18 protein-coding genes and 1 tRNA gene are annotated in these 19,288 nt (G+C 65.3%); 7 read left to right on the plus strand and 12 right to left on the minus strand.

Annotated elements, in window-relative coordinates:
• The 3 genes from ACZ46K_RS04465 to ACZ46K_RS04475 all read right to left on the minus strand — a co-directional run bounded on the left by ACZ46K_RS04465 (position 1) and on the right by ACZ46K_RS04475 (position 2,708).
• Positions 1-855, minus strand: a complete 855-nt coding sequence (locus ACZ46K_RS04465) for a DUF1206 domain-containing protein (RefSeq protein WP_054810800.1) — start codon at positions 853-855, stop codon at positions 1-3.
• The gene (locus tag ACZ46K_RS04470; RefSeq protein ID WP_054810802.1) at positions 848-2,119 is read right to left on the minus strand and encodes an acyl-CoA desaturase; all 1,272 of its coding nucleotides are present in this window, start codon (positions 2,117-2,119) and stop codon (positions 848-850) included. The genes ACZ46K_RS04465 and ACZ46K_RS04470 overlap by 8 nt, the downstream gene beginning before the upstream one ends.
• A 142-nt stretch (positions 2,120-2,261) precedes the next feature.
• A complete protein-coding gene (locus tag ACZ46K_RS04475; RefSeq protein WP_464749234.1) occupies positions 2,262-2,708 on the minus strand; it encodes a hypothetical protein in 447 nt (148 codons plus the stop codon).
• A gap of 117 nt (positions 2,709-2,825) precedes the next feature.
• On the opposite strand from ACZ46K_RS04475, the gene ACZ46K_RS04480 reads away from it, so the two are divergent.
• Positions 2,826-3,533, plus strand: coding sequence for a TetR/AcrR family transcriptional regulator C-terminal domain-containing protein (locus tag ACZ46K_RS04480; protein ID WP_464746879.1), 708 nt, complete (start codon positions 2,826-2,828; stop codon positions 3,531-3,533).
• 199 nt (positions 3,534-3,732) lie between these two features.
• Positions 3,733-5,673, plus strand: a complete 1,941-nt coding sequence (locus tag ACZ46K_RS04485) for an acyl-CoA dehydrogenase family protein (protein ID WP_464746881.1) — start codon at positions 3,733-3,735, stop codon at positions 5,671-5,673.
• A gap of 87 nt (positions 5,674-5,760) precedes the next feature.
• On the opposite strand, the gene ACZ46K_RS04490 is transcribed toward ACZ46K_RS04485, so the two are convergent.
• Positions 5,761-7,053: a lipase family protein gene (locus tag ACZ46K_RS04490; protein ID WP_054809839.1), complete on the minus strand. Its 1,293-nt coding sequence runs from the start codon at positions 7,051-7,053 to the stop codon at positions 5,761-5,763.
• Between the two features lie 61 nt (positions 7,054-7,114).
• The gene (locus ACZ46K_RS04495; RefSeq protein ID WP_464746883.1) at positions 7,115-8,818 is read right to left on the minus strand and encodes an alpha/beta hydrolase; all 1,704 of its coding nucleotides are present in this window, start codon (positions 8,816-8,818) and stop codon (positions 7,115-7,117) included.
• A 121-nt stretch (positions 8,819-8,939) separates the two neighbouring features.
• On the opposite strand from ACZ46K_RS04495, the gene ACZ46K_RS04500 reads away from it, so the two are divergent.
• A complete protein-coding gene (locus ACZ46K_RS04500) occupies positions 8,940-10,100 on the plus strand; it encodes a hypothetical protein (RefSeq protein ID WP_464746885.1) in 1,161 nt (386 codons plus the stop codon).
• 18 nt (positions 10,101-10,118) lie between these two features.
• On the opposite strand, the gene ACZ46K_RS04505 is transcribed toward ACZ46K_RS04500, so the two are convergent.
• From ACZ46K_RS04505 to ACZ46K_RS04530, 6 genes are all read right to left on the minus strand, one after another.
• Positions 10,119-11,087, minus strand: coding sequence for a R2-like ligand-binding oxidase (locus ACZ46K_RS04505; protein WP_464746887.1), 969 nt, complete (start codon positions 11,085-11,087; stop codon positions 10,119-10,121).
• Positions 11,088-11,131: 44 nt separating this feature from the next.
• Entirely contained in the window at positions 11,132-12,304 is a 1,173-nt protein-coding gene (locus ACZ46K_RS04510; RefSeq protein WP_464746889.1) for a Dyp-type peroxidase, read from the minus strand.
• Positions 12,297-12,812 (minus strand): copper chaperone PCu(A)C, encoded by a 516-nt coding sequence (locus tag ACZ46K_RS04515; RefSeq protein ID WP_464749235.1) that lies wholly within the window; start codon positions 12,810-12,812, stop codon positions 12,297-12,299. The genes ACZ46K_RS04510 and ACZ46K_RS04515 overlap by 8 nt, the downstream gene beginning before the upstream one ends.
• 93 nt (positions 12,813-12,905) lie before the next feature.
• Positions 12,906-13,409 (minus strand): hypothetical protein, encoded by a 504-nt coding sequence (locus ACZ46K_RS04520; protein ID WP_054805606.1) that lies wholly within the window; start codon positions 13,407-13,409, stop codon positions 12,906-12,908.
• Positions 13,410-13,474: 65 nt separating this feature from the next.
• Entirely contained in the window at positions 13,475-14,620 is a 1,146-nt protein-coding gene (locus tag ACZ46K_RS04525; protein ID WP_054805605.1) for an RNA polymerase sigma factor, read from the minus strand.
• A gap of 1 nt (position 14,621) precedes the next feature.
• The gene (locus tag ACZ46K_RS04530) at positions 14,622-15,029 is read right to left on the minus strand and encodes a YciI family protein (protein WP_054805609.1); all 408 of its coding nucleotides are present in this window, start codon (positions 15,027-15,029) and stop codon (positions 14,622-14,624) included.
• A gap of 223 nt (positions 15,030-15,252) precedes the next feature.
• Here ACZ46K_RS04530 and ACZ46K_RS04535 point away from each other — a divergent pair, with 223 nt between their 5' ends.
• Genes ACZ46K_RS04535 through ACZ46K_RS04550 form a run of 4 tightly spaced genes read left to right on the plus strand, consistent with a single transcriptional unit; the run spans position 15,253 to position 19,078 of the window.
• The gene (locus ACZ46K_RS04535; RefSeq protein WP_054805604.1) at positions 15,253-15,459 is read left to right on the plus strand and encodes a heavy-metal-associated domain-containing protein; all 207 of its coding nucleotides are present in this window, start codon (positions 15,253-15,255) and stop codon (positions 15,457-15,459) included.
• Positions 15,460-15,494: 35 nt separating this feature from the next.
• Positions 15,495-16,424: a hypothetical protein gene (locus ACZ46K_RS04540; RefSeq protein WP_464746891.1), complete on the plus strand. Its 930-nt coding sequence runs from the start codon at positions 15,495-15,497 to the stop codon at positions 16,422-16,424.
• 26 nt (positions 16,425-16,450) lie between these two features.
• Entirely contained in the window at positions 16,451-18,688 is a 2,238-nt protein-coding gene (locus ACZ46K_RS04545) for a heavy metal translocating P-type ATPase (protein WP_464746893.1), read from the plus strand.
• Positions 18,689-18,730: 42 nt separating this feature from the next.
• On the plus strand, positions 18,731-19,078 hold the full coding sequence (locus ACZ46K_RS04550; RefSeq protein WP_054805603.1) for a metal-sensitive transcriptional regulator: 348 nt from the start codon (positions 18,731-18,733) through the stop codon (positions 19,076-19,078).
• A gap of 57 nt (positions 19,079-19,135) precedes the next feature.
• On the opposite strand, the gene ACZ46K_RS04555 is transcribed toward ACZ46K_RS04550, so the two are convergent.
• Positions 19,136-19,208, minus strand: a tRNA-Ala gene (locus tag ACZ46K_RS04555).
• Between the last annotated feature and the right edge of the window lie 80 nt (positions 19,209-19,288).

The following is a 19,288-nucleotide window of genomic DNA, read 5'->3' on the forward strand; positions in this document are numbered from 1 at the left end:
TCACATCTTGGCGGATCGGGCCATGGCGAAGCTGTAGAGGCCGTAGGTGATGATCCCCAGGCCGGCCGCGACGAGGAGAGCCACGCCGTACGGCTGAGCTCCCAGCGTCTTGAAGGCACCGTCGAGTCCGGTGGCTTCGTCGGGTGCAGACCGAACCACGGCGAGGATCACCAGTACACCGATCGCCGCGATGGCCAGTCCCTTCGCGATGTACCCGACCGTGCCGAGACGCCGTACGAAAGGACTCGTCGATCCCGCGAGATCGTCGAGGAAACTCCGGCTCGCACCTTTGTACACGTGATATCCACCGATCCCGATGATGATCAACGCGCCTGCGACGAGCGCGACCGTACCGGCGACAGTGTTCATCAATCGGGCGGTGATATCGGTACTCTGATCGCTGCTGGATGTTCCGGCGCCGCGGGCGAATCCGAACGCCGAGAACGCGAAGGCGAAATAGACCACTGCAAGGGCGAAGGCCTTGACACGATCCAGAAGCTCCGCTTTCCTGCTATCGGCGTCGGGCCGTGAGGAACTGCCCAGAGCAGCTTCGGCGAGCCGCCAGAGTCCCATGATGGCAAAGGCGACGACACCGAACCACAGGGCCACGACACCGCCCGGTTTGGCCGCCACTTCGGTCATTGCCCCGGATTGGTCGGCAGTGCCGGAAGCACCGCCGAGAGCGAGTCGAATGGCGATGTATCCGATCAACAGATGGACGATGCCACTCATGACGAAGCCGGCGCGGGCGAAGCGTTCGAACACACTGTTCTGAGCGAGTCGGCCTGCGGTGGAAGAAGAATTGGCATACGACGCCGATCCGTCCGTGGGCGGGCTGGACGAGATGTCAGCCATGATGCACGACCCCTTCCGGTGTGCACGGTGGTAGAAGGTTCCACCGGCGGGTGCGCCGGGAAGTGCGCAGGGCCTGTAGCGCGGTGACGAGGCCGATCGTCCGGTCGGGGTTAGCCGCCGTGAGCCGTACGTCGCCGGGCGTGCGGAACTTTCGCTCCGAGGAGGTCTCGGGCGCATCGTCGGAGGTCGCGAGCAGGAAACGATCGGGCAGCGCGAGCTTGTGGATGGTGCGCATCGACAAGAAGTATTGGCGCGCAAGAGAACCGGTGGTGTAAGGCAGCTCGTACTTCGCGCACAGCTCCCGCACCCGAGTGGATATCTCTGCGTACCGATTGCTGGGCAGATCGGGAAAGAGGTGGTGCTCGATCTGATAGCAGAGGTTACCGGACAGGAATGCCATCAGCTTCCCGGCCCGAAAGTTTGCAGTCCCCAGCATCTGCCGCAGATACCATTCCGCCCGGGTCTCGTTCTCGAGTTCTTCGATGGTGAACTTCTCGGCTCCGTCAGGGAAGTGCCCGCAGAAGATCACCACGTACGCCCAGACGTTTCGCAGCAGATTCGCGACGAGATTCGCCTTCAAGGTTCTACGCCACCGGCGCCCGCTCAGCGCAGGGAAGAGCAGATAATCCTTGCCTGCCTGACGACCGATCTTGCCGAGCAGCGCCCGGACCGGCGGTCGCAGACCTCGCCGGACTCTGTCGGCCTGCTCCGGCGGTTGCAGGTCGTGTAGCGCGATCCCCCACTCGAAGGTTGCGGCGAGCAGGAGGTTCTGCAGCGGTTGGATCAGGTGGATCGGCCGCCATTCCTGGTCACGGGTCACTCGCATCACTCCGAACCCGACATCCTCGTCCATACCGACCACATTGGTGTACTTGTGGTGGCGGTAATTGTGCGCGTACCGCCACTGCACTGACGGCCCCACCTGATCCCACTCCCAGGTACTCGAGTGGATTTCCGGGTCGTTCATCCAGTCCCACTGGCCGTGGGACACGTTGTGCCCGATCTCCATGTTCTCCACACTCTTGGCCACCGCGAGGGCAGTCGTCCCGAGAGCCCACGCGGCCGTGGACCTGCTGCCGATGATCACGAACCGCGCCGAGATGTCCAGAATTCTCTGAAAAGCAATGGTGCGACGAATATATGTACTGTCCGTTTCACCGAGCGAGGCAGTGACCTCGCCGCGGATGCGGTCCAGTTCGTCGCTGAGTGCCTCAACGTCCTCCCGCGTGAGGTGGGCGTATTCCTCGATGTCGGTGATAGCCATGGCGATCGCTTCCGATTCGGACATCCGGTACCCCGCGAACTCGGGCACCGATCACGATGAAGACCGGATGTCTCATCGTATTAGATTGTGATGCATATGATTTGGGTGGATCAGGGTTACCGTTCGGTTCCGAGGCCGCCGGTCAGGAGGTGGCGCCACCGGTGCGGTGGCCGAACGGATGCCTCCAGTCGCGTCCTGTCGTGGACGCGTGGCTGCGTGCGGCGCTCGGAGGTGCGGTTTCGCCCCGGTCGAGATCGCCGCTCCCGACCTCACGCTGGGCGGCAAGATGATCGCGGTCTCGGCTCACGACCTCGGTTTCATGGCGTGCTTCCTTCAGATCGTGGCGGGCCGCGTGGCCGCGCCGGGAGGTGCGCCGCGCGCCGGCCAGCAACACGCTCAAGCCGAGCAGACCGACAGCGCCGACGACGATGCCGTAGAGGAACAACACACCGGTCGAGCCGGTGACGTGGTAACCGAACACCGCGAAATCGTCGGTCAATGTGTGTGCGGCTCCGCTGTTGCTCAGTACACCCGTGGTTCCGATGACCACGGCGGCGAGCAGAAGAACGAGTCCGAAGATGATGATCATGCCGGCCTCCAAGGCCTGGTAGTAGCACCAGTCAACGCCGAATTCCATCGTATGTCAACGGTGTAGACCTACGGTTGTGGTCTACTGTGTAGACAGGGAACGAAGGGAGAGCGTGTCATGGCGAGGACACCCGCGCGTCGCACGGCCGACCCCGGCAGCCCTCCTGACAACGGACCGGTCACCAGAGAGCTGATTCTTTCGCACGCACTCGAAATCATCGATCACGACGGAATCGACGGGTTCTCGATGCGACGTCTCGGAAAGGCCCTGGGTCGCGATCCGATGACGTTGTACCGGCACGCACCGAGCAAGGCCGCCGTCCTGGACGGAGTCGCCGAAATCGTCCTCGCCCAGCTCACTGTCGGCTCGACGGACGGCGACTGGGTGGCACAGCTCCGCGAGGTCGCGCGCGACTTCCGCCGGCTGGCGCTCGACCATCCGCACGTGGTGCCACTGTTGGTCACCCGACCCTTGGCTACGCCGCTCGGACTTCGTCCACTGGGAACACTACGTCCACTCGAGGACATTCTGAGGCTGCTCACCGGTGCGGGTTTCGGCTCGTCGGACGCCTTGCACGTCTATCGAGCACTGTTCGGGTTCCTGCATGGCCACGTCCTCGACGAACTGCAAGAACTGGTCGAGCGACCCGAAGAATCCGACGACGTGCTACGCCTGGGGCTGCACAGACTTCCGATCGGCGACTTCCCGCTGTTGCGCGGTCTCGCACCGGTCCTCGCCTCGTACGACGGTGCGGCAGAACTCGAGCGTGGGCTCGACATCGTGTTCGCCGGACTGACTGCAACCCTCGCGCCCCCTCGCCCCTGAAGCGCGGTGCACGCGCCGGGCGGCACCCGGTGCGAGAAGAGCGCCGCGGGCTGCACATCGCGACGGAGAAGGACCTCTCGCCTCCCTCTCCCGCGGGACGGCGTGGGTTACCGGCCGGTATCGAATTCACCGAACCGAGTGACGCCTACCACAGAAGAGTGGATACTCGCGGGTAGACACTCTCCGATGGAGGCGCATCATGACCGGATCCGCGCACGTCACCGAAGAACAAGCGCGCGCAGTCGCCGAAGAATCACGTGAAGCAGACTGGGACAAGCCCTCGTTCGCGAAAGAGTTGTTCCTCGGCCGGCTCACCCTCGACCTCGTCCACCCGTTCCCGCGACCCACCCCCGATGAGGACGCACGCACCGAAGAGTTCCTGACGAAGCTTCGGAACCTGTGCCGGACCATGGACGGCGGCGTCATCGAACGCGACGCGAGGATCCCCGACGACTACGTCGCCGGCCTCGCCGATCTCGGTTGCTTCGGCATGAAGATCAAGCCCGAATACGGTGGTCTCGGGCTCTCCCAGGTGGCCTACAACCACGCGTTGACGCTGGGGGCGAGCGTGCACCCGAGCATCGGTGCCCTACTATCGGCCCACCAGTCGATCGGCGTGCCCGAGCCACTCGCGCTCGCCGGCACCGACGAGCAGAAGCGGGAATACCTCCCGAGATGCGCGAAAGGCGCCATCTCCGCGTTCCTGCTCACCGAACCCGACGTCGGCTCCGACCCCGCACGACTCGCCTCGACGGCTACCCCGATCGACGACGGCGACGCGTACGAACTCGACGGGGTCAAGCTGTGGACCACCAACGGGGTCGTTGCCGAACTGCTCGTCGTCATGGCGCGTGTTCCACGGAGCGACGGCCACAGAGGCGGGATCTCCGCGTTCGTCGTCGAAGCCGACTCACCGGGCATCACGGTAGAACGCCGCAACACCTTCATGGGTCTGAAGGGCATCGAGAACGGCGTGACGCGCATGTACAAGGTGCGTGTCCCCGCCCGGAACCTCATCGGTCGTGAAGGCGATGGCCTCAAGATCGCGTTGACCACCCTCAATGCCGGTCGCCTCGCGATTCCCGCGATGTGTGCGGGGGCGGGAAAGTGGTCGCTCAAGATCGCGCGCGAATGGTCGGCGGCGAGAGTCCAGTGGGGCAGGCCGGTCGGCGAGCACGCCGCGGTGGCGTCGAAGATCTCGTTCATCGCTGCAACGACCTACGCGCTCGAGTCCGTCGTGGAGCTCTCCGGGCAGATGTGCGACGAGAAGCGCAACGACATCCGCATCGAGGCCGCGCTTGCGAAACTCTGGTGCAGCGAGATGGCGTGCATCATCGCCGATGAGCTCGTACAGATCCGTGGTGGTCGCGGATACGAGACCGCGGAGTCACTTGCGGCACGCGGCGAACGTGCCGTGCCGACAGAGCAATTGGTGCGGGATCTGCGTATCAACCGGATCTTCGAAGGGTCGAGCGAGATCATGCGGCTGCTCGTCGCGAGAGAAGCGGTCGACGCGCACTTGAAGGCTGCGGGCGACCTCGCCGATCCGAAGGCCTCCGGTGAGGCCAAGGCGAGGGCCGCAGCGAAGGCGAGCGGTTTCTACGCCAAGTGGCTCCCCAAGCTGGTGACCGGCAAGGGTCAGCTTCCGAAAGCCTACGGCGAATTCGGTTCTCTGGCCCACCATCTCAGGTATGTGGAACGTGCGTCTCGCAAGCTCGCACGCTCGACGTTCTACGGGATGGCCCGCTGGCAGGCCGGACTCGAGAAGCGGCAGAATTTCTTGGGGCGCATCGTGGATATCGGTGCCGAACTGTTCGCAATGTCGGCATGCTGTGTGCGCGCCGAACGGCAACGTGCCGACGGCCATCCCGGATCCGACGGTGCGTTCGAGCTCGCCGACACGTTCTGCAACCAGGCACGCGTCCGAGTCGATGCACTCTTCGACGGGCTCTGGGCCAACACCGACGACGCCGATGTCGCACTCACCCACGGCGTACTCGAGGGTCGCTACACCTGGCTCGAGAACGGGGTGCTCGATCAGAGCGAAGGCACCGGACCGTGGATTTCCGAATGGACATCAGGACCGTCTTCGGACGAGAACCTGGCGCGCCGCTTCGGTCTGACGCAGAACCCAGCTTAGCTGCAACAGAATTCGGCCCACATTCGAGGAATGTGGGCCGAACTCTACGGTTGTGTCAGGATCAGAATGCGCCGCAATTCGGAGTGATCAGAATGCGCCGCAATTCGACGGCGCGGGCCTGTCCGCGAAGCGATCGTTCATGTACGCAACAGCCTCGGGCATTCCGCCGAGCATGGGCAGCGCATGGTTGACGATGAATCCGGGAAGGATCGGCGGGGTGTTGTTCGGGGAGAACTGCACCGTGGCGCCCTGCGCGCACCAATCCAACGCCATCTGCCGTCCCTGACCGTACGGCACGGTGTCGTCCTGGGTGCCGTGCTGCACCAGGACCGGAATCTGGGGCGCCCGCAAACCGATACGCTGTTCTGCGATGACCTCCTGGACCTCGGGGATCCGTCCGATCACCACGCCGAGCGGTTCGCCCGTGCGCGTGTAGTCGCTGGTCTGCTGGAATCCGAAACGGAACAGGGTCTCGGGCAAGCACTGATTCCCTACCGCCGCGAGCATCTCGCGACCGCGATCATTGACCTCGGCATCGAGGACGTCCGACAACTGCGGGTACGCCTCCACCAGACCATTGATGGTGTAACCGATAGCGCCGGTGAGGGCAGTGCCGTCGATCTGTTCGAGCGTCGCGACCAGATCTGCCGGCGGAGCTCCCGCATAGGCACCCACGAGATCGAGTTCGGGGGCGTAACTGGGCGCAAGTTCCGCCGCGGCCGCTACAGCGCCACCACCCTGCGAGTAGCCGAAGAGGCCGACAGGTCCGTCTTCCGGGATGGAGGCCTCGGGCAGGTTCTGGGCGGCGCGGACGGAGTCGAGCAACGCGTGGGCTTCGGCCGCGCGGTTGACGTATGTGTGGTGTCCGGGGGTGCCCAGGCCGTCGTAGTCGGTGACCACCACGGCGATGCCCTGCAACAGCATCGCGTTGATCGAGACCAGCTCGTATTCAGTGAAGAGATCGAGTGGCGGCGTGTACTGCACGACCTGATTGAGAGCCTTGGACGGTGCACACTGGTCGCCCTGACCTTGCGTTCCGGGTGCCAACGCGATCAGCGGTCGCTCACCCGGCCCGTTCCACGCCATGGACGGTTCGAGGTAGGTGCCGCTCACTGCGTTCGCGGCGCCGTTGGCGTCGTTGCTGCGGTAGAGCAACCGTGTTCCCTGAGCGGGGAACACACCGTCGGGCGTGGGCACGCGGATCGCAAGATCGGATGATTCGGTACGAATGAGGTCGCCCGGTGCTCCTCCGAGCACCTCCGGCGGCTGATAGAAGTCTCCTTCTGCATTCGCGATTGCCGGGGTGACCATCAGGCCTGCCATCAGCGCCGCAGACGCCAACCCCGCCGTCATCCCCCATCGCCGGGTTCGACCTGCCATCGGTTCCTCCATGCTCGAATTGTGTGCCGCCCATCACGGCGGTACGAAATGTAACATGTATCTACTCTCCAGTAGCTTCCAGCTCCGCCGTCTGTGACCTGCCAGAAAGAGCTTCCTGCACCCGTATGGTGTCGTCACTGTCCCACCCCTGCGGAGTCAGAATGTCCACCCACAGATCCGCTGCGTCCACTCCGTACGAATGGCCGTGGCCGTCGGGTACCTCCGCGGAGAAGACCATGTCCAGCGTCACCTGCCAGAACGTCACGAACGGAATCCAGCGCATCCCGGGGTCCACGTCGGGGCCGAGCGGTTCCCGCAACCAATCCGGCTTGTGCAGGATCAGATCGAACGACCACCACGTGATCGGGTCACTCGCGTGCTGCCAGAACACCACACGCGGAAGCTCCCACTCGGCGGGAAGATCCGCATCGCCCGGAACGGATGCGAACCTGATGTTCCGGCCACCGTCGACGACCGGCAGACGCTCGAAGGTGCCTTCATCGCGCCCCTCGGTGATCCTCCCCCACGGCTCGGCGAAGTTCGGTGTCCCCACGAGCAACGCGCCGTCGGTGAGTTCGACGAGCGCATCACCGGACGCGAAAGCCGCTTGACCGCCGTATGATCCGAGACTTTCCCCGAATACCACGAGTTTCGGGCGAGCATCCTCGGGCAGTTCGTCCCACCGCTCGTACACCGCGTCGAACAGTGCGCGTCCGGCATCCTGCGGTGTTTCACGATCAGCAAGAAAGGCCAACGGACTCGGCAGGAACGAATACTGCATGGCCGCAATCGCGGAGTCACCACCGCTCACGAATTCGAATGCCCCTGCAACATTCTCGTTGACCCAGCCACGTCCGGTCGTGGTCACCACCGCCAAGACCGACCGATCGAACGCGCCCGTGCGCTCCAGCTCAGCGACCACTTTCTCGGCGCCTTCGGCGACCGTGTCTGCGGATTCCTTTCCCACGTATGCGCGAATCGGCGTCAGCGCGGGTTCGCCGGTGGCATCGGAGATCTCATCGGCCGTGGGGCCACCTGCGACGAAGGTGCGCCCTTCCCTTCCCAGCGTGTCCCAGTCTTCGAGCGAGTCGGGTGAACCCGACCGCTCGGGTGCACTCGGCCTGTTCACGCCGTTCGCCGTCCCGTGATCGGATGCAGCTGCGGAACCCTCTGCAACCGAGAGGATTCCTCGGTACACCCCGTGGTCGAGAACCACGACGAGCAACAGCACGACGACGACGACCGCGGCGACCTTCGCGACCCCGTCGGGCAGGAACCGCGCGGAGAACGCCGACAGCCATTCCACCCCGAACCGCAGGAGCCGTGCCACTGCGATCAGCACGAGTGCCACCGCCGCGGCGACGAGCAGAACCGGCAGGTAGAGAAGGCGTTCGAGTCGTTCGAGGCCGACCAGCTCACGGACGATCTGCTGCCACCACGACCCGAGGATCAGGAAGGTCGGGATCACCACCACCGCGACGGCGGCGAGCACCCACCACCCGCGGCGGCGGGTCTCGGCAGACCATTGAGGGTGCACACCGCACCTGCGCAGAATCCAAGCGACAAGACAGCCGAGTCCGTAGCCTGTGGCCACCGAAATTCCTGTGGCAACGCCCTGCAGGTACCACACGCGCGGCAGTAGCGACGGTGTCATCGACTGCGCAAAGAAGAACAGTGCGACGGCGAGGCCGACCGGATGAGCTGCGCGCCGATAGACGATATCCCGGAACGACCTGGTGCCCGATCGTCCCTCCTGCTGTGTCATCGCTGGAGTCTAAAGGGATATTCAGGGCAAGTGCGGGTTACGGTGGCCAATGCGGCGTGCCACGCCCTCCCGGTAGTACAAGGGGGCATGATGTAAGCAAATCGTTACAGGGAGGGTTCGGATGGCGATCGGGGTAGGGCTTCGGATAGGCAGGATCGTCTCCACAGCTGTGGTGGCGTCCAACGAACCCGGTACCCCGGATCCCGTTGTCATCGCCCGCGACACGGTTCTGCACATCGACCACGACGGCAACTCGCAACTCGGTGGTTCCACACGCACGATCGACGAGGCACGCACCCTGTCCGGGTTCCTGTCCCGTGTCGGAGACCCCGGGGGAATTGCAGCAAGCGACGGCCGCGTCTACCGCGCCGAGGACGCCATGGCAACCGCGGTTCACTGCCTGCTCAACGAATGCCACCCGCTCCCGACCTTCGGGGGCATGGACCGGGACACCGACCCCGGCTACACCGCCACCTACCCGTCGCATTGGGATCCGACGAGGGTCTCGGTGCTCCGCGCCGCGCTCGACTACGCCGAATTGAGGCACGTCGACCTCGTCTCCGACGCCCAGGGTGCCGCGACCTGGTACGCCTCGGAAATCTCCGAAACCCCAGGTCTGCTCATCGGCGTCTACCACGTGGACGACGCCGGATCCACGGTCACACTGGTTCGCTCCGGCGTGCCGGCAGGAAAGGCCTTCCGTGTCGCGGCCAAAGGTGCGCCCTCCCCGGCCGCGCAACTCGCGAGGGCCCTCGGGGCGTTCGGATGGATGCCCGACAACCTCGACGCCGTCGTCGTCATGGGCGACGGACTCATCGCACGCGACCGTTCGCACATTCAGGACATCGCGAACAGCCTCGCGACCAAATTGATGGTGCGGAGCCTCGTCGGTCCCGGGCCCGAGCAGACCGCTGCGCTCGGCGCCGCGATCCTCGCAACCGGCTTCACACCTGCGCGAGAGAAGAAGGCACGCATCGGCCTTCCACCGTCGTACGACCGAACCGACGTTCTCACCGGAGGCTTCGCCCGCGTGCGCGAAGCCGAGTCCGACTCGGAGGAAGACCCACCTGTGGCCATTGCCTCCACCACCGATTCGATTGCGGCAGGAAAGTCGGCCGGAGGCCCCTCGAGGTCCGAAGTGGTGGGCGAAGATCAAGCGGCGTTGACCGGCGCGAACATCTCCGAGCCGCCCCCCGAACCGAAGGTGTCGACGCGCGCATACGCGCTGGCCGGGATCGGTGCAGTGATCGTCGTGATCCTCATACTCGCATTGATGCTCTGACCACCAGCGTTCCGGCCACTAGGCCGTGCCCGCCCCGGTGATCGACGCAAGTTCCGCTGCGTCCTCGGCACCGAACTTCTCCTCGAGAACCTCGGGGGTGTAGTCGAGATCGATCTCCTGGACGGGTCGCCCACGGGCGGATTCGATCGCCCCCAGACGACGCTGCGCTCTGTCGGCCGCATAGGCGACGAACTCCTCGGGATCGAGACCGTAGGGCTGTTCGTCGAACTGGTCGTTGACCCACCCGATCATCCCGAGAGCCATGGGGAGCAGCTCGTTCATCCGCTCCTGCACGACATTCCAGTTCGAGTCGTCGGCCGCGACGTGTCGCCGGCACGTGAACGTCCCCCATGCCATGTGACGGCGCTCGTCGTCGCCGATGCGCTTTACCAGTTCCTGCATGCCCGGCAGGATTCCCCGTGTCGTGCACACCTTCTGCCAGGCGTAATAGCCGGTCAGGGCGAGACTGCCTTCGATCACGTGGTTGTAGGTGACACTCGCCCGCACCTGGTTCGCGGGTGACGGATCTGAGTCGAGCACCTTGAGCGAGTGCGGTAGTTCTTCATAGAAGAGTTGTCGGTAGTACGGGTTGTCCGCCACATACGGATGCAGATCCGACGTGAGGCCCACTTCGTCCATCCACAGCCGGAACACCTGCATGTGTTTGGCTTCCTCGAAGCAGAACTGCGTCAGGTACATCTCGTCGCCGATCCTGCCCTCTGCCGCCATCGCACGCAGGAACGGCTGGATGTCCTGGGTGACGGCCTCCTCACCGGCAACGAACTGCGCCACGAGGAACGTCGAGCTGCGCTGTTGCTCCGAGTTCAGAGCCGCCCAGTCCGCGGCGTCGCGGGAGAAGTCGAGGTCGTGAGGATCCCAGAACTTGGCGTTGCCCTTCGAGAAGAGCCGAAGCGGGAAGGCGTCCCAGTTGAGGCCGCCTTCCCGCAGCGACGCAAACCCCTGACGTTCCTGTGTTATCCAGGTCACATCAATCAGGCTAGCGCTGTCGGAGCCTGGAGTCACACTTTCGGTCAGTTCTCCAAGAGCACATCCCCCGGATACCCATCGGGCCCATATCCAGGTGGTATGAGGAAGACAGCGGACCCGACCGGAGTGGTCCAGGTGTTGAGTGCGTCGTGCATCGCGAGCCGCCTCTGCACGGGAACGAACTGTCGATCCACATCGCCCTGATACGCAGCGAACAGCAGGCCTGCACCGTCGTCGTCGTAGTTGTAGGCCCGGCGGAGGAACTGTTCGTCGGCGCTGCTCGGCCGAGCCCGGGCTACATGAGACTCGGGTGGGATCACCCGGATCCCGTGGCCGTCCACCGCCTCGAAGTCGGCGTCGTCGCGCTCGGAGGTGCCGGTGAGCGGTGCACCGTCCGATTGCCTACGCCCCATCACGAGGTCTTTCGCGGGACGGTCGAGCTCGTCCCACGTGTCGAGCTCCATACGAATCCGACGCAGTACGAGGGACGTCCCGCCGGCCAGCCACGCCGGTTCGCCCGCATTCCAGACCTGGCGATCGAAATCCGGGGTCGTCGGTTGCGGATTGACAGTGCCGTCGACCTGGCCCATGAGGTTGCGCATCGTCAGGCCGTCGGGTCGGGTACCCACGGCATGACGGAAGCCTCGCTGTACCCACCTCACCGACGCACGCGACCGCACGCTCTTCGTGAGTGTGCGCACCGCATGCGACACCGTCACCGGATCGTCGCCGCACACCTGCAGCAGCAGGTCTCCACCCGACCACCGGTCCTCGAGCCTGTCGATGTCGAACGGCGGCAGCGGCCGAAGCCACGCCGGTCGCGCAGCAACCGAGCCTGCCGCATCGAACACGGCGCTTCCGTAGCCGACTGTGACGGTGAGTCGCGCGGGGTCCACCGCCAGCTCGGGTTCGGTATCGCCCAGCGCAGGAACGCCCCGGGCGAGTCGGCGGGTGTCCTCCGCCCACACCTTCATGACACCGATCACACCCACTCGATCGACATCCGGCTTCAGGTCGAGTGCGACGAACGCAGCGAACGCCTGCGGTTCGGTGTCGATCCCTGCTTGGTGCACACCGTGGGGATCGACGCTGTTCGCGCCCATCCGCTCGGGTTCCCGCGTTGCGGCAGCAACTCCCGCGCCCGCCGCGCCGAGACCTGCCGCACCCAGCACCGCGGCACCACCACCCAGCAGTCGACGACGACTGAATTCAGCCACTGTGACCGGTTCCCTCCCCGCCTCCGTGCCCGGGGGTGTATTCCTCCTGTGCACCCGCGAAGTCCCGGACCTGCGCTGTGAAGTCCTTCGTGGAACCGTCGTCGAAGGTGAGGGTGAAGCTCACATCCGATCCTGGGACGATCGGCCCGGTCAGGTCCATGAGCATGAGGTGGTCTCCTCCGGGCGCAAGGCTGTGCACGCTGCCGGCCTCGACGACGAACCCGGATTCGGATTCGCGCATGACCATCGCGCCGCCGTCGCCCGCGACCATCTCGTGCAGTTCGGTGCTGCCCGCAGCGGAGCTCGTCGCCGCCACGATGTGCAGGTCTTCGTCACCGGTGTTCTCGAGTTCCGCGAATGCGGCCGTCATGCCGGAGTCGGCGGCCTTCGCCCAGGATGACGAGACGACGAGCGAGTCCGCGGCGGCGGTGTCATTGCTGTCGGCACTGCATCCCGCGACGAGAACGGCGGCGGCGGTGAGCAGTAGCGATGTTCTGAAAGTCTTGATCACTGTGGTTCTCCATGCTGTCTTCCGGGCATGCGGCAGCGCCGATCGCCGCACGGCAGCGATCCCGGGAGGGACTCGTGAACGAGGTCGAGGTCAGGCCGCGACGACCGGTGGACCTCGCGTGCCGAGCCCGGCAGCGGGAAGAAGCACACGACGGGTGTGCGGACGGTGCGCGACGCACGGGGTGATGCGAGAGCGCACGGGTGGGGCGTTGTAGCCGCGAGGGACGAGACGATGCAGGGCTGCCAAGGCGATACGGCAGCCCCGCTCGGCACCGGTGATCAAGAAGGCCGCGACTCCCACCGCTGCGATGTGCGCGGCCACCATGGCGGGGCTCGGCACGTGCATGTGCCCGAATTCGAGAGCGAGTGCGAGGTGGCCGACGACCTGGCCCGCAGCGAGGACCGCGATCACGGGGAGCCGAGTTCCCGCCGCGACTGCTCCGACGGCAACCGATGCCAGAAGGAGGAGCACGGCCGCACTCTGACCGGGTACCGCTCCCCCGGCCGCCGCGTGAGCGGCGATGCTCACCGCGCCGGAAGCGCCACCGACGAAGCCTCCGCGCATGCGCGCCACGAGCCTCCATTCGGTGGACATGAAGCCAGAATACGTCGATACTACGGACTGTCGTACAGGGGCACCGTTTCACGTGAAACATGCAATTACCCGTGCAGCAGCCGACTCACCCTCGCCGCTTGCCTCGCCAGATGGTGACGTTCGGCCAGATTGGGAGCCGCCCGAGCTGCCTCGGTGTACATCCGGACAGCGTCCTCGAGATCACCGGCCTTCTCGTGGAGGTGCGCAGATGCTGCGCTGTATCGCGGCAGGCCTGGATCCACTGCAGCCAAGGCCGCAAGACCTGCCGCCGGTCCGTCGGCCTCACCGACCGCGACGGCGCGGTTGAGTGCCACGACCGGACTTCCGGTGAGCCCGAGAAGCTCGTCGTACCAACCGACGATCTGCACCCAATCGGTTTCTTCGACACGTACTGCGTCGGCGTGCAGGGCAGCGATGGCAGCCTGGGCCTGGAACTCGCCGAGCCGGTCCCGAGCCAGAGCGGCCTGCAGAATCTCGACTCCTTCGGCGATGAGTGAGGTGACCCATCGCGACCGATCCTGCTCCGCGAGCGGGACCAGACTCCCATCCTCGCGTGTGCGTGCGAAGCGTCGGGCATGGTGCAGCAGCATCAACGCCAGCAGCCCGGCGGTCTCCTCCTCATCGCTCATGTCCGCAAGCTGCCGAGTGAGCCGGATCGCTTCGGCAGCCAGATCCACATCTCCCGTGTAGCCCTCGTTGAAGACGAGGTAGAGCACGCGCCGCACCGTTGCGAGATCGCCCGATTCCTCGAATCGCACACCGCTGACGGTCTTCTTGGCACGGCTGATCCGTTGCGCCATCGTCGACTCCGGGACGAGGTAGGCCGAAGCGATCTGCTTGGTCGTCAGACCTCCGATAGCGCGCAGCGTGAGCGCCACCGCCGACGTCGGGGTCAGCGCTGGATGAGCACACAGCAGAAACAGGTGCAGCGTGTCGTCGGCAGCCTCGGTCGGTCCGGGTGGGGGCTCGATCTCGACTCGCTGCTCGCGATCCCTCCGCGCGACCTCGGAGCGGTACATGTCGAGGAACTTGCGCCAGGCCACCGCGACCAGCCAACGTTTCGGATCCGCCGGTGGACGATCCGGCCAGGTCCGGGTCGCCTCGATGAGCGCCTCCTGCACGGCGTCCTCGGCTGTCGCGAAGTCGACTCCGCGATGCACGAGGACGCCGATCACTGCGGGAGTCAGCTCCCTCAGCAGCAGTTCGTCCATGTCACTCGGTGATCGTCGGAGGTGCGGTGAGGAACGGACGCAGTTCGAGCCACTCGTGGATCGGCTTGCCGCCGGCGCCGGGCGCCGCCGACAACTCACCGGCGAGGGCGACGGCGCGCTCGTAGGAGTCGACGTCGATCACCATCCAACCGGCGATGAGATCCTTCGTCTCCGCGAAGGGGCCGTCCGTGACCGGCGGACGTCCTTCCCCGTCGTATCGCACGAACGTACCCTCGGGCGCGAGTGCCTGACCGTCGACGAATTCACCGGTCTTCTCGAGTTTCGCCGCGAAATCCTGCATGTACTTCATGTGGTCGTCGATCTCTTGCGGAGTCCACTGATCCATGGGGACGCTGTTCACGGACTCGGGTGCGCCGCGGTAGTGCTTGAGCAGCAGGTACTTCGCCATCATGATCTCCTCGGTTCTGTGCAACCGGTGTGGCCGCATCTACACCTGGGACGGAGCTGTTCGTCCGGTCTCGACATCCTCGTCAGAAATTCTCGAAAGTTTTCGCCCTCGAGATACCACGCGGTCATCGAGCGGTCCACTCCGACCGAGGGTTGATACCCATGGGGGGTATAGGTATATTGAATTGCGGAACACCGACGTGCAGCGATCGAGAAGAGGACTCATGAGCACCAACACCATCACCGTGACCGGCATGACCTGCGGGCACTGCGTCTCGTCGGTTCGCGAAGAAATCAGCGGGATCCCCGGCGTCACCGGAGTGAACGTCGACCTGGAAAGCGGACGCGTCGACATCGAGTCGAGCACCGAAATCGACAGTGCATCGATCGCAGCAGCCGTCGATGAGGCCGGCTACAAGATCGCCGACTGATCCACCCATTCGGACTCGGACAGGAGCCCCACCCGATGAACACATCGACGAAGGTCGCCGGATTCATCCTCGGCCTGGCCGCAGTCTTCGCTCTGGCCCTCGGGGCCGGCGCCCTGGCCGGCCCCGAGAACACCACACCCGACACCCCCGGCGACGAAGTCGCGACCGGGACGGCATCGCCGGTCACCGACGGGAGCCTTGCAGGACTGACGTCCACCGACGCCGGTTACACCTTCTCCCTCGAGACGGCCGATGTCGACGCGGGCACACAGGTCCCGGTGCACTTCCGCATCAAAGGCCCCGACGGACAGCCGGTCACCCGGTACGTCGAAAGTCACGACAAGCAACTCCACCTGATCGCGGTTCGACGCGACCTGACCGAGTACGCGCACGTGCACCCGGTCCTCGACGACACCGGAACCTGGACTGTGCCGCTCGACCTCGACGAAGCGGGAACGTATCGACTCTTCGCCGACTTCACGCCCGACGGCGGCGCACCCCTGACGCTGGGTGCCGAACTACACGTGGCCGGACACTTCGATCCCCGCCCACTCCCTCCCACGACCGCGACCACCACGGTCGACGGCTACACCGTGACACTCGACGGAGTTCTGACCCCCGGCCAGGCCTCCACGGTGACCGCGACGGTGTCGCGGGACGGGCACCCGGTCACCGACCTGCAGCCCTACCTCGGCGCCTACGGACATCTTGTGGCGCTGCGAGCCACCGACCTGGGTTATCTCCACGTGCACCCGGACGGACACCCGGGTGACGGGATCACTCCCCCCGGCCCGGGTATCGACTTCTCGGTCACGACTCCCAGCGCCGACGACTACCGACTGTTCCTGGACTTCCGACATGACGGAGTGGTGCGGACCGCCGAGTTCACTCTGACCGCCGGGCCCGCACCTTCACCCGACACCACCACCGGCACCGCTCCTACGCCCGACGGGCACGGACACTGACCGCCACATCCGAGAGGAGAAACCGAATGAACCCGGTAACCCACGCTTCAGACGGTCGGATCGAACTCGACATCGGCGGCATGACCTGCGCGTCCTGCGCCAACCGGATCGAACGCAAACTCAACAAGCTCGACGGTGTCACAGCCACCGTCAACTACGCCACAGAGAAGGCGCGCGTCGACTACGTCGGCGACGTGTCGCCCACCGACCTCGTCACCACTGTCGAAGCAGCCGGATACACCGCGTCACTTCCCACACCTCCGGCCGCCGCAGAATCAGAACCCGTCGCGGAACCGGATCCGACCGCCGCGCTGCGACAGCGTCTGCTGATCTCACTGGTCCTCAGCGTCCCCGTGATCGCGATGGCCATGGCTCCTGCCCTGCAGTTCCCGAACTGGCAGTGGCTCTCGCTGACCCTCGCCGCTCCCGTCGTCGCATGGGGTGCCTGGCCGTTCCACAAGGCCGCTTTCACCAACCTCCGTCATGGTGCCGCCACGATGGACACCCTCGTCTCCGTCGGCACACTTGCCGCATTCGGCTGGTCGATCTACGCCCTGTTCTGGGGTACAGCCGGAATCACCGGTATGACGCACCCGTTCGAGTTCACCATCGCTCGCTCCGACGGCTCGGGCAACATCTACCTCGAAGCCGCCGCCGGGGTCACCACCTTCATCCTCGCCGGCCGATACTTCGAAGCACGCTCCAAGCGTCGCGCCGGGGCTGCGCTGCGCGCACTGCTCGAAGTCGGCGCCAAGGAAGTTTCGGTGCTCCGCAACGGCGCCGAACAACGGATCCCGATCGAGGAATTGACTGTCGGTGACGAGTTCGTGGTCCGTCCCGGCGAGAAGATCGCCACCGACGGTGTCGTCGTCGACGGCTCTTCTGCTGTGGACGCCTCGATGATCACCGGCGAATCCGTACCGGTCGAGGTCGGGCCGGACGACCACGTCGTCGGCGCCACCGTGAACGTGGGCGGACGGATCGTCGTGCGCGCCGAACGTATCGGATCCGATACCCAACTTGCGCAGATGGCCAAGCTCGTCGAGGACGCTCAAACCGGTAAAGCCCAGGCCCAGCGACTGGCCGACAGGATCTCCGGAGTCTTCGTCCCGATCGTGATCGCCTTGTCGGTGGGCACCCTGGGGTTCTGGCTCGGCACCGGTGGCGCGGTCGCGACCGCGTTCACCGCAGCGGTCGCCGTGCTGATCATCGCCTGCCCCTGTGCTCTCGGTTTGGCGACACCCACCGCACTGATGGTCGGCACCGGTCGCGGAGCCCAGCTCGGCATCCTGATCAAGGGCCCCGAGGTCCTCGAATCGACCCGCCGCGTCGACACCGTCGTTCTCGACAAGACCGGCACCGTCACCGCCGGCAGGATGACCCTGGTCGACGTGATCGTTTCCGACGGAGTGGACACAGGCGAGGTCATGCGCTTGGCAGGAGCCCTCGAGGACTCGTCCGAACACCCGATCGCACAAGCCATCGCCAAGGGCGCCCGCGAGAAGGTCGGCGACCTGCCGACAGCGGACCAGTTCACCAACATCGCGGGTCTCGGCGTACAGGGCACGGTGGACGGCCATGCGGTACTCGTCGGCCGAGCCAGGCTGCTCGACGACTTCGCTCAGCATCTGCCCGCCGAACTCGACGCCGCCATGAAGGCAGCCGAAGCCGAGGGCAGGACCGCCGTCGCGGTCGGCTGGGACGGCGCTGCGCGTGCAGTGCTGGTGGTGGCCGACGTGGTCAAGCCCACCTCTGCCGACGCAATCGCCCAGCTGCGTGATCTCGGTCTGACACCGATCATGCTCACCGGCGACAACACCGCCGCGGCCACAACGATCGCAGGGCAGGTGGGAATCGACGAGGTCATCGCCGAAGTACTGCCGTCCGAAAAGGTAGACGTCGTCAAACGGCTGCAGGATCAGGGCAAGGTCGTAGCCATGGTCGGCGACGGGATCAACGATGCCGCCGCCCTCGCGCAGGCCGACCTCGGACTCGCGATGGGCACTGGCACCGACGTCGCGATCGAGGCCAGCGATCTGACTCTCGTCCGCGGCGACCTGCGGGCGGCAGCGGATGCGATTCGCCTCTCCCGTCGTACCCTGGGCACGATCAAAGGCAACCTGTTCTGGGCCTTCGCCTACAACGTCGCAGCACTGCCGCTGGCGGCGATGGGTCTGCTCAACCCGATGATCGCGGGCGCCGCCATGGCTTTCTCGTCGGTGTTCGTGGTCAGCAACAGCCTGCGGCTTCGCCGATTCCGCTGAGCCATAATCGACGATGTGCCACATGACAGCCAGGAGGACACCATGGCCACCCCCACCCCCTCGGCCACACCACCCGAGGCTCCAGAAGCCGACTGCCATGAGCACGCGGGACACGGATACATCACCGAGAAGGACGCCTATCTCAAGCGACTCAAGCGCATCGAGGGCCAGGCCCGCGGACTGCAGCGGATGGTCGAAGACGAGAAATACTGCATCGACATTCTCACGCAGGTCTCGGCGATGACCAAGGCTCTGCAGGCCGTCGCGATGGGCCTGCTCGAAGACCACATCAGCCATTGCGTCGTCGACGCCGCGGTCGCCGGTGGGCCGGAAGCGGACGCGAAGATCAAGGAAGCAACCGACGCCATCGCCCGGCTGCTGCGGTCCTGATCTTCGTCTCGAACGACTGAAGGGCGCTTCCGATTTCTCGGAAGCGCCCTTCAACTGTGGAGCCTAGGAGATTCGAACTCCTGACATCTGCCTTGCAAAGGCAGCGCTCTACCAACTGAGCTAAGGCCCCGTTCGCCGATCTACCGGCTGGGTACCTCGTGCCATTCGTCCTCGCTTCGGAGCATCCGAGCGATTCCGAAGGCCACCAGA

The organism is Rhodococcus sp. JCM 9793, assembly GCF_055380405.1.